The 10,295-nt window shown below is 72.6% G+C and carries 9 protein-coding genes; 6 read left to right on the plus strand and 3 right to left on the minus strand.

Translation table 11 applies throughout. The features are described 5' to 3' along the window. Positions 1 to 91: 91 nt before the first annotated feature. Both WME97_RS20110 and WME97_RS20115 read right to left on the minus strand, forming a co-directional pair. Positions 92 to 2,005 carry a protein kinase domain-containing protein gene (locus WME97_RS20110; RefSeq protein ID WP_437554004.1) on the minus strand — a complete coding sequence of 638 codons (1,914 nt, stop codon included), beginning with the start codon at positions 2,003 to 2,005 and terminating at the stop codon, positions 92 to 94. A 123-nt stretch (positions 2,006 to 2,128) separates the two neighbouring features. Beyond that, complete coding sequence (locus WME97_RS20115) at positions 2,129 to 3,343, minus strand: SPFH domain-containing protein (RefSeq protein WP_437554006.1); 1,215 nt, start codon at positions 3,341 to 3,343, stop codon at positions 2,129 to 2,131. A 374-nt stretch (positions 3,344 to 3,717) separates the two neighbouring features. Between WME97_RS20115 and WME97_RS20120 the strand changes: the two genes are divergently transcribed. Further along, a complete protein-coding gene (locus tag WME97_RS20120) occupies positions 3,718 to 4,836 on the plus strand; it encodes a hypothetical protein (protein WP_437554007.1) in 1,119 nt (372 codons plus the stop codon). Positions 4,837 to 4,850: 14 nt separating this feature from the next. Further along, entirely contained in the window at positions 4,851 to 5,273 is a 423-nt protein-coding gene (nikR, locus tag WME97_RS20125) for a nickel-responsive transcriptional regulator NikR (RefSeq protein ID WP_012236284.1), read from the plus strand. Positions 5,274 to 5,319: 46 nt separating this feature from the next. On the opposite strand, the gene WME97_RS20130 is transcribed toward nikR, so the two are convergent. Further along, positions 5,320 to 6,147 carry an SPOR domain-containing protein gene (locus WME97_RS20130; protein WP_437554009.1) on the minus strand — a complete coding sequence of 276 codons (828 nt, stop codon included), beginning with the start codon at positions 6,145 to 6,147 and terminating at the stop codon, positions 5,320 to 5,322. Positions 6,148 to 6,468: 321 nt separating this feature from the next. Here WME97_RS20130 and WME97_RS20135 point away from each other — a divergent pair, with 321 nt between their 5' ends. The 4 genes from WME97_RS20135 (at position 6,469) to WME97_RS20150 (ending at position 10,071) form a co-directional block, all read left to right on the plus strand. Next, positions 6,469 to 7,092: an RNA polymerase sigma factor gene (locus WME97_RS20135; protein ID WP_437554011.1), complete on the plus strand. Its 624-nt coding sequence runs from the start codon at positions 6,469 to 6,471 to the stop codon at positions 7,090 to 7,092. Beyond that, positions 7,089 to 8,360: a FecR domain-containing protein gene (locus tag WME97_RS20140; protein ID WP_437554013.1), complete on the plus strand. Its 1,272-nt coding sequence runs from the start codon at positions 7,089 to 7,091 to the stop codon at positions 8,358 to 8,360. The genes WME97_RS20135 and WME97_RS20140 overlap by 4 nt, the downstream gene beginning before the upstream one ends. Further along, complete coding sequence (locus WME97_RS20145) at positions 8,361 to 9,497, plus strand: hypothetical protein (protein WP_437554015.1); 1,137 nt, start codon at positions 8,361 to 8,363, stop codon at positions 9,495 to 9,497. 79 nt (positions 9,498 to 9,576) lie between these two features. Continuing rightward, entirely contained in the window at positions 9,577 to 10,071 is a 495-nt protein-coding gene (locus WME97_RS20150; protein WP_437554017.1) for a hypothetical protein, read from the plus strand. Positions 10,072 to 10,295 lie beyond the last annotated feature (224 nt).

Consider the following 10,295-nt stretch of genomic DNA (forward strand, 5'->3'; position numbering starts at 1 on the left):
TCCCGCGGCCGCGGGCCCGGTGATCGACGTCGTCCATCGTGCACACAGGACGGCTGGGAAGGCCAGGTTTCGTCGCGCGCCGATCGGGCGATCAGCGCTTCCAGGGATCGACGATATCGCCGGTTGCTTGCGGCCTTACCATGGAGGCCGTGGGCGCCGCGGTCGCCGACGGACGGGCCGTCGCCGCGGTCGGCTTCGCCGGGATCGGGGCGGCTGTGCCCTGGGTGCGGGGCGGCTCCTGCGCGGTCGGCGCGGGCGCCGCCGTCGCGGCCGCGGGCGCGGCGGGCGGCTCGTCGATCGCCCTGGCGGGCGCCGTCTCCGCCGGGAGGGCGCCGCCGGGAGCCTCGGCGGCGGCGACCTCGGGCAGCTCCTCGGGCGCCGAGGCGCGCAAGGCGCGGACGCCGAGGGCGATGACGATGGGCACGAGGACCGCCGCGAGCGCGATCGCCACGCGCGCGGCCATCGAGAGCGGCTCGGACGGCTCCGCGGGCGCCTGGACCGGGGCGAGCATCTCCTCGGTCGCGCGCGGCCGCATCGACTCGGTCGCGCGCGGCCGCATCGACTCGTACGCGCGCGGCCGTACCGACTCGTGGCGAGGCAGCTCGCCCGGGGGCGCGACGGAGGTCACGCGGCCCGGCGGATCGAGGGCGAGCTCGATGGCCTCGACGAGGTCGGCCATCGAGGAGAAGCGCTCCTCGGGGTTCTTCGCGAGGCAGCGCATGACGATCGGGCCGAACGCGCCGAGCGCGGTGGCGTCGGGCATCACCTGCTCGAGCGGCTCGGGCGACATGTACATGTGCTTGGTCAGCACGCCCATGTACGTGTCCGCCTCGAAGGGGACGCGCCCCGCGAAGCACTCGTACATGAGGACGCCGAGCGCATAGATGTCGGCGCGGGCGTCGATGCGCTTCCCCTCCGCCTGCTCCGGGCTCATGTAGTGCGGCGTCCCGAACACCATGCCGATGCGCGTGAGCCGCTTGCCGCCGGTCACCTTCGCCACGCCGAAATCGAGCAGCTTGACGAACTCCTGATCGCCGTTGCGGACGAGGTACACGTTGTCGGGCTTCAGGTCGCGGTGGATGACGCCCGCCGAGTGCGCGGCCCCGAGCGCGGCGGCGCACTGGAGCATGATCTGCCCGACCCTGTCGGCCGGCAGCGTCCTCTCGGTGCGCAGCAGCGACGCGAGGGAGGTCCCGGAGAGGAACTCCATGACGAAGAACGGCAGCTCTGCCTGCCCCGTCTCGACCTCGATCGCGCCGAAGTCGCTCACCGCGACGATGTTGGGGTGGCCGATCGCCGCGGCCGCCTTGGCCTCCTGGATGAAGCGGGCGACGAGCTCGGCGTCCTGCGCGATGTCGTGCCGGAGCACCTTCAGGGCGAAGAGGCGGCCGAGCGACTTGTGGCGCACCTCGTACACCGTCCCCATCCCCCCTTCCCCCACGACCGCCTGCACCTCGTAGCGGCCGTCGATGGTGCGCCCGAGCATCGGATCGGCCGATGGATTCCAGTCGGGCGCGTCGGCGAGCGGATCGCCGTCGAACGGGCAGAAGCGGGAGTCGCCGGAGAAGGTCTGCTTGCAGGTCGGGCAGCGCCGCGCGCGGGGGGTCTGCTTCACCTTCCCCCGGCGGGCCGGTCCGTCGAAGCGCGCCGGCAGCGGCGGGAGCGCCGGCAGCGGCGGGAGCGCCGGGCGCGCGTCGACGTGCGCTGGCAGTGGTTCCCCGCGCGGCGGCACATCGCTGCGGAGCGGCAACTCGCTGCGCGGCGGCGCATCGCTGCGCAGCGGCGCATCGCTGCGCAGCGGCGCATCGCTGCGCAGCGGCGCGTCGCTGCGCAGCGGCGCGTCGCTGCGCGCTGGTGGCACATCGCTGCGCGCCGGAGGCTGGGCAAATGATTCGTCTCCGTGCAGCCGCGGGATGTCTTCCCGATGGAACAGCTCGGCAGCCTCGGACTCGCCGACGGTCATCTCGGGCTGAGCATCCCCGGCCATGCGGAGCGTCACTGGCACCCCATCGAGTCTAGCCGAAAGCGCGCTCAGTGGTTCGGATCAGATGGCGCCAGTTTGGCGACCGCCGTGGAGCGCCCCCCCGCGGGTCGCCGCGCGCGGCGGCCGGCGCCGCCTGGTAAGGACTCAGATCTCTTCGAGAATCTTCGCCTTGCGGGCCTGGAACTCCTCGTCGGTGATGAGGCCCTTGCTCTTGAGCTCCCCGAGGCGCTCCAGGCGCTGCTCGATCGAGGGGGCTGCGGCGGGGGCAGCCTGCGGCGCGCCCGGGTAGCCCTGCGGCGCGCCCGGGTAGCCCTGCGGCGCGCCCGGGTAGCCCTGCGGCGCGCCCGGCTGCTGCATGTGGGGCGGCACGAACTGGGGCTGGCCCTGCGCGGCGAGCGCGGGGTTCATCGCCTGCGCCAGGCCGGCGCCGATCGCCACCTGGGCGCCCAGCCCCGCGACGCCGCTGCCGTCGCCGCCCTGCGCCATGCCCTGGCCGGCGCCCATCATCGCCTGGCCGGCGGCGTAGTTCTGCCAGTTGCCCGCCAGCTGCTGCACGTACCGCGCGTCCTGCTGGAACCGCTGATCGAGCTCGAACTGCTTCGCGCGGGCGCTGTCCTGCGCGATGCCGACGCCGCGGCGCGCCTCGCCGCGCCCCTTGTTCGCCTCGCGGAGGAGCTTCTGGTCCTCGGCCGAGAAGTTGATGTTGAAGTTGCCGATCTCGAGGATCTTGCAGCCGATCTCCTCGAGGTTCGGCGCGGATTGCACGATGCGGGCGCCGAGCTCCATGCTCATGCCGCCGAGGTTGAGCAGGCTCTTCTGCTGCTGCGCGCAGACCTGGCCGATCACGGTCTTCACGCTCATGAAGAACTTGCCCTTGATCCAGCTCAGGACGACGTCGTTGTCCCCGCTGCCGCCGCACTGCCCGTGGTACCCGACGACGAACCGCACCGGATCGACCACGACCAGCGAGAACTCACCGAAGATGCGCGGCGTCACGAACTCGTAGAGGACAGGGTCCTCCATCGACTCCAGCGGCCCGCCGAACGGCACGCCGCGGACCGGCTGCGTCTTGACGAAGAAGATCTCGGCGATGAAGACGTCCCCGCCCGTGAACTTGTTGACCAGGTTGTTCAGGAACGGGATGTTCTGCGTCTGGAGGGTGTGGCGCCCTGTGGGCAGGTAACCCATGTACCTGCCGTCCTTGAAGAAGAGGGCACACTCATCGCTGTCGACCGTCAGCTGCGACCAGAAGGGGATGTTCTGGTCCGGGTGCTTGTAGACGATGAGATGCTTCGCCGCGTCCGGGCGCGCGATCATCATCTCGCGGACGCCGCTCTTCACGAAATCGAAAATCCCCATGTCGCGCTCCTCTTCGGTGTGCTGGGTGTGACGGATCTGCCGGTCCCCTGCCCCCCGGGCTCGGGCTTCATTCCGGCAGACGGCGCGCAGGGCCCGCGCCGTTCGTTCTCCGTTGACGATCGCCGCGCCTTTCAGGCACACAGCGGCCTCAGGATAATCCGCAGATCGCAGGGCAGCAATGCCCGCCGGGAGGACCGTATGCCCGTTGCTCCGCTTGCTCTGCTAGCTCTGGTCGAGCCGCTGGCGTCACCCGAGTCATCCGAGTCACCCGAGTCCCCTGCGTCGCCCGCGTCCTCCGGGATCCCGAGCTCCGCCGTTCGGCAGCCGAAGCGCTCGTCCTCCTGGCACGGGGCCGCGCTGGCGAGGGCGCCTCGATGACCGCGCCGATCGACGTCGGCGCCCTCTCGGCGCCCGCGCAGAAGCTGGCGCAGCCGGGCGCGCCGCAGAAGCTCAGGGAGATGGCGGCGCGCGGCATCGCCCCCGGGCTCAAGCCGGGCGACGTCGTGACGGTGCTCGTGCTGCTCGCGTCGCGCGAGGAGGAGCCGGCCCGCGAGACCGCGGAGAAGACGCTGGCGGCGCTCCCCGAGCCGCTGCTCCAGGGGGCGCTCGGCGCGGATCTGCAGCCGCCGGTCATCGACCGGCTGGCCCGCGTGTACGCGGACCGCCTCCCGGTCGTCGAGAGGCTCCTCGCGATGCCGGGCGTCGCCGCGGAGACGCTCGAGGAGCTCGCGCGGACCGGGGGCGAGGCGGTGACGGAGCTCATCGCCGTCAACGAGGAGCGGCTGCTCAAGAACCCGCGCGTCATCGAGAAGCTCTACCTCAACAAGAACACGCGGATGTCGACCGCCGACCGCCTCGTCGATCTCGCGTCCCGCAACGGGGTCGAGCTCACGGGCATCCCGGCGTGGCGCGAGGTCAGCGTCGCGATCAAGGACGAGCTCATCGCGGAGCCGTCGCCCGAGCCCACGCCGGACGACGTGCTGTTCAGCGAGACGCAGGCGCTCGCGGAGTCGCTCGCCGCGGACGAGCCGGTCGACACCCACGTCGAGGACGAGGAGGGCAAGGAGGCGATCAAGGAGCAGTACGTCCCGCTCTACAAGCGGCTCGCCGACATGACCATGTCGCAGCGGATCCGGCGGGCGATGCTCGGCTCGCGCGAGGAGCGCATGCTGCTCGTGCGCGACTCGAACCGCCTCGTGGCCAGCGCCGCCGTGCGCAGCCCGCAGATGCAGGAGGAGGAGGTCGTCCTCATCAGCCGCAACCGGAACATCTCGGACGAGGTGCTGCGGATCATCTCGACGACGCCCGAGTGGCTGAAGAGCTACACGGTGAAGCGGAACCTCGTCGAGAACCCGAGGACGCCGGTGCTCGTCGCGACGCGGCTGGTCCAGCACCTGCGCGAGTCCGATCTCCGGGGCATCGCGAAGAGCAAGAACGTGACGTCGCCGGTGAAGGACGCCGCGCGGCGGCACCTCGAGCGGCGCAAGAGCTGAACGGGGGACGAGCGATGAGCGACCTGGTCCGCTTCGGCGTGGCGATGGATCGCGCGCTGCTGGCCGAGTTCGATCGGCGCATCACCGCGCAGGGCTACGAGAACCGCTCGGAGGCGCTGCGGGATCTGGTCCGCGCGGACCTGACGCGCGCCGCGCTGGACGAGGGGGCCGAGGTGGCGGCCACGCTGACGCTCGTGTACGAGCCCGAGGTGCGGGAGCTCGTGCTGCGGATCTCCGAGCTGGAGGAGCGGCGCGCGGGGTCTCTGGTCTCCAGCCTGCTGGTCCGCCTCGACGCGGCCCGGCTGCTCCAGGTGATGGTGCTGAAGGGCCGCGGGCAGGAGCTGTCCGAGCTCGCCGGGCAGCTCGCCGGGGCCAAGGGGGTCCTGTCCTGCGCGCTCACGCCGGCCGCGGCGCTCCCGGGGGCGGCGCGCCGGTAGCGGGGGGCGGCGCGCCGAGGGAGGAGGGCTCTCCGGAGCGCCTGATCTACGCGTCGTCGCCGGAGCTGTCAGCCACTTTGACCGTGGTCTTGGGCGGGTCGACGATGAACGTCACGAGGCGCTCCTTGGCCTCGAACTCCTGCCGATAGATCACGGCCGAGCGCTTGTACTTGAAGGGGCCCACGCGCACCCGGTGCCAGAGGCCGCGGCCCTTGACGTACGCCGGCTCGACGTACGCCTTGTGCCCGCGCCGGCGCAGGGCCGCCGCGAAATTCTCGGCGTCGGTGGGGTCCTTGAACGAGCTCACCTGGAGCTGGTAGCTGCCAGGCCCTCCCCGCTCGATCTCGGGCCCCTCCTCGCGCGACACGTGGCGCGCCATCGCCGTGAGCGTGTCGTTCGGTGCGGCCTCGCCGCCGGAGGGCCCGAGCACGTGCTGCGCCGGCAGCGGGACCACGGGCAGCCGGTCCGCGGCAGGCGGCGGGAGGGGCTCCGCGGCCGGCGCCTCGGCGGAGGTGGCCGCCTTGGCCGCCCGCGGATCGCGCACGGCCTCGAGCGCGGTCGTCGGGTGCTCCGCGTCCGAGAGGACCGCGGGGAAGGTCACGTCCTCCCCGATCGTGGCAGGGCGCGGGGCCGGCTTCACGCCGGCCGGGTGGGTGCGCGCGACCAGATCGCCGAGCGGATCGGCGGTGACCGGCCGCTCGCGCTGCGGGGCGCGCAGGAGCGCCACCGCGGCGAAGACGATGCACGCCCCGCCGAGCGAGGCCAGCACCAGCGCGCCCGCGCGCGACGGGCGAGCCCCGGGATCCTCTTCCTGGATCTCCTCGAGGTTCCGCACCGCCCCGGTGTCCATGCTCTCGCCCTTGCTGCGCCTCATGCGTCCTCCTCGCCCCGTCTACCCTGCCCGGCCGGCGACCCACAACTTTCGTGTGCTACTTTATCCTACATCTCCCGGATGGGTCCGGTCTCTGGACGAGCGCTCTCGGGTGAGCGCGCGCTTCGGCGGGGCCGGGCAGCCTCGCATGCGCGGCGCGCGCGGAGAAAGTTCTCGGCTGGCGCCGGGCGCGCGCTCGCCGGCCGATCCCCGCGGGCTTCGTCCGCTGTGAGCCGTCTCGCGGCGCTGCCGTGACTCAAGGGGGCCGATCGGATCACGAGGCGGCAGGAGGCGTTCGGTCATTCCCAGCGGAGCCCCACGATCATGGTGATGCGCGCCAGCGCGCTCGCGCCCCCGCGAAGGCTCGGCGTGGTCGCCTATGCGAGCGACGAGGCGCTCGTGGAGGGCCTCCGCGCGAGGCATCCTGCCGCGCTCTCCGCCTTCCACGAGCGCTTCTCCGGGCACGTGCTCCGCGTCCTCGGCCGGGTGCTCGGCGGCAGCCGCGACCTCTCCGACGCGCATCACGACGCCTTCGTCCGCGCGCTGTCCTCGCTCGACACCCTGCGCGATCCGGCAGCGCTGAAGGCGTGGATCACCTCGGTCGCCGTGTTCACGGCGCGGACCTGCATCCAGCGACGCGCGCGCCGGAAATGGCTCCTCTTCTTCGCCCCCGACGAGCTCCCACCCCTCGTGGAGCCCCCGTACGAAGGTGAGGCCCACGAGGCGCTGCGCGCGACCTATCGAGCGCTGGAGCGGCTCCCGGCCGACGAGCGCATCGCGTTCGCGCTGCGGCGCATCGAGGGCATGGATCTCCAGGAGGTCGCCGACGCGTGCGGCGTCTCGCTCGCGACCATCAAGCGAAGGCTGGCCCGCGCGGAGGTCCACTTCCGCGCGGCGGCGCGGGAGCAGCCCGCCCTCGAGGGGTGGCTGAAGGGAGGCGCGTCATGAGCGATCGTCCCCCGTTCGATCGTCTTCATGAGCTCCGCCGGGCCCAGGACGAGGAGCTCGCGGCGCAGGATCTCGATGGCGCGCGCCGACGGTTCCTGGAGATCGCGGCCGGCGGATCCTCCCGTCCCGGGGCCGCGCGCATCGGCCCCAAGCGTCCCCGGTGGATCGCGCCCGCGGCCCTCGTGGCGCTGGCGGGGGTCTGTGCGGCGCTGCTCCTCGTGCTGCTCCCCTCGTCGCGGTCGCTCTCGTTCGCGGTGGGCTCGGCGCGAGGTCGGGTCGGGGCGTGGATCGCCGCCAGCGCGGATGCTCCTCTGGCGGTCGCCTTCTCGGACGGCACCTCCCTGGCGCTGGACGCGAACGCCCGGGCGCGCGTGGTGGCCGCCGACGCACATGGCGCGCGCGTGCTGCTGGAAGGCGGCCGGCTGACCGCGACGGTGACGCACACCGCGACGAGCGCCTGGAGCTTCGACGTCGGCCCGTTCGACGTGCTGGTCACCGGCACGCGCTTCGAGCTGAGCTGGTCCCCGGAGAGCGAGCAGCTCAAGCTGGTGCTGCGGGAAGGATCGGTCGCCGTGTCGGGGCCGCTCGTGGGGGGGCGGCGCACCGTCGCCGCGGGAGAGACGCTCGAGGTCTTCTGCAAGGAGCAGCGCTTCGAGCTCACGCGCGGGGAGCTGCGCGCCGCCGCGCCGCCTGCGCCGTCCGCCACGCCCATCGATCAGGCGGCCTTCGAGCCGGCCCCCGCGGCGACCGGCGCCAGCGAACGCGCGATGGTCGCGAAGGCCGCGGACGCCGCCCCCCGCCGGCCGAGCTGGCGCGATCTCGTGGCCAGCGACAGGTACCATGAGGCCATGACGGCGGCCGAGGCCGAGGGCTTCGACGGGCTCGTCGCCCGCGCGAGCGCGGCGGATCTGCTGACGCTCGCGGACGTCGCGCGCTTCTCCGGGAAGGCGGATCGCGCCGCGGCGGCGCTCACCGCGGCGCGGAGCCGGTTCGCGGGCTCGGGCGAGGCGGCGAAGGCCGCCTTCCACCTCGGCCGGATGGCGTTCGACCAGCGGCGATCGTACGCCGAGGCCGAGCGCTGGTTCCTCGTGTACCTCGAAGAGCAACCGGGCGGCTCCTTTGCGCAGGAAGCGCTCGGGAGGGTCATCGAGTGCCGGGAGTCGATGGGGTCGGCCAGCGAGGCCCGCGACGCCGCGCGCCGCTACCTGGCGCGGTATCCGGCGGGTCCCCACGCCGCGCATGCCAGGGATCTCCTCGAGGGGGAGTGAATGCCGTCTCGAAGGCCGGATCGCGCGGCGCACGGCGGAGGCTGGGCGCTCGGGCTTTGCCTCCTCGTCGCACCCGAAGCGCGCGCGGCGCCGCCGGATCCGCCGCCGGAGCCTCCACGCACGAAGGTCGTCCTGATCGCCGATCGCCGGTCGGATTCCATCATGGCCCGCGTGTACGCCGAGCTCGCCACGCTCGGATTCACCGTGGTGGTCGTGAGGGGCGGCGCCGAGCCGCGCTCCCAGGGGCCCATCGAGACGAGCGCGCGCGAGGCCGGAGCGGCGGCGGAGATCCGGGTGACGGAGGTGCCGGGTGGCGTCGAGATCTCGATCGCCCGTGGCGCGACCGGTCGATCGGTCCAGAGCGCCGTGATGGCCGACGATCCAGCCACGGTCGCGGTTCGCGCGGTGGAGCTCCTGCGCGCGAGCCTCCTCGATGTGCGCTCGCCCCGTCCGTCGCAGGGCGAGGTCGAAGCCGATCCCGAGGCTCGCGCCGTCGTCGACATGCAAGAGACTCCGCCGGCCAGGCCCGTCGCCGCCGCGCGCCCGCGAGCCGACGGCGCCTCCCGCCCGCCCCCTCCCCCGGCCCCCGGGCCAGGCGCAATCCGAAGCACACCGATGACGTTCGGCGTCGGGGCGGCGCCGGCGATCCTGTGGAGCGCAGGCGGCGTGCCCGCCACCCCGATGCTGGACGTGTCGGGGTACGCGATGATCCGGTCTCGTCTGGGGCTCTCCGCCTTCGTCCAGATCCCGCTCGCCAGCGCGAGCCGTGAGGGCAAAGAGGGCACGCGGCACACGCGCATAGCGCTCGCCGCCCTGGGGGTGCGCGTCCCGCTCGGCCCCACCGACGCCGCGTGGCTGCCATCGGCCGGCGCAGGGCTCGCCGCCGCCTGGCTGCACGTCGAGGGCGAAGGCCGCTCGCCCCGGTACGCGGGCAGATCGGAGGACGCATACGCGGTCGCGACGTACCTGCGCGCAGGGCTCTCGTTCGCGCCGACTCCACACCTGCGGATCAGCGAGCACCTGCTCGCCGGCATCGCGGTGCCGCGCCTCGTGATCGACGCCGCAGGCCGCGCGACCGACACGTGGGGTCGCCCGTTCCTTGGCGCGTCTCTCGGCGTGGAGGTCGTGTTGCCGTGAGCCGAAATGGGCAGCTTCCGTGACCTCAGCGCAGACCATCTTGACGCCGGGCGCGTCGGCGCGCGGCGTGGAGGACCCAATGAAGATCACGGCTACGAAGCTCTGGGCTCTTGGCTTGTCGGCGGCCTTCGCGTCCGCACAGGCGGCGTGCGGCGACCGCCATGTCGATCCGATCGTGGAAGTCCACCTGGCGACCACCGTCGAGGTGCCCACCGAAGGGCCGTGGGCTCCCTGCATCCCCCCCGAGGACGGGAACTTCGGCCGTATGCAATGCCCGGATCGTGAACCGGACGGCGCAGAGCGCACATGCAGGGCGGCGTACGTGGCCGACAGACAAGACGATGGATCGATGTGGTGTGATCTGGCGGCGCAATGCAACTACGAGTGCGAAACGGCGGAGGACTGCCCGCGGCCGCCGAGCGGAACCGCCACGCCGGTGTGCAACTCGGTCTGCGAGTTGCCCTGCGACGCGAACACCACGTGCCCGAGCGGCATGGAGTGCTGGCACATGCTCCACGGGCCTGGCCTTTGGGACCAACAGGGCTTCTGCATGTGGAAGTACCAATGTGACTGAAGGCGGAGGTCGGCGAACCTGGCCCCGCTGGGGAGAGCCCGCTCGTTTCTTCCGGGCGTCGCCTCCATGGCGCATTGGATGCGCTGGCCGAGTGGCGTAAATTTTCTCACAAACCAGCCTCCAACGATCCCCGAGTGAAGAGCACGCTCGAGGCGACCCAACGCCAGAGGCGGCGACTTTCTCCGGGGTGGTCGGCGGCTTTCCATGGGCGAGCGAGCTCGAGC

It is taken from the genome of Sorangium sp. So ce367, from assembly GCF_051520455.1.
Lineage (GTDB): Bacteria > Myxococcota_A > Polyangia > Polyangiales > Polyangiaceae > Sorangium > Sorangium cellulosum_B.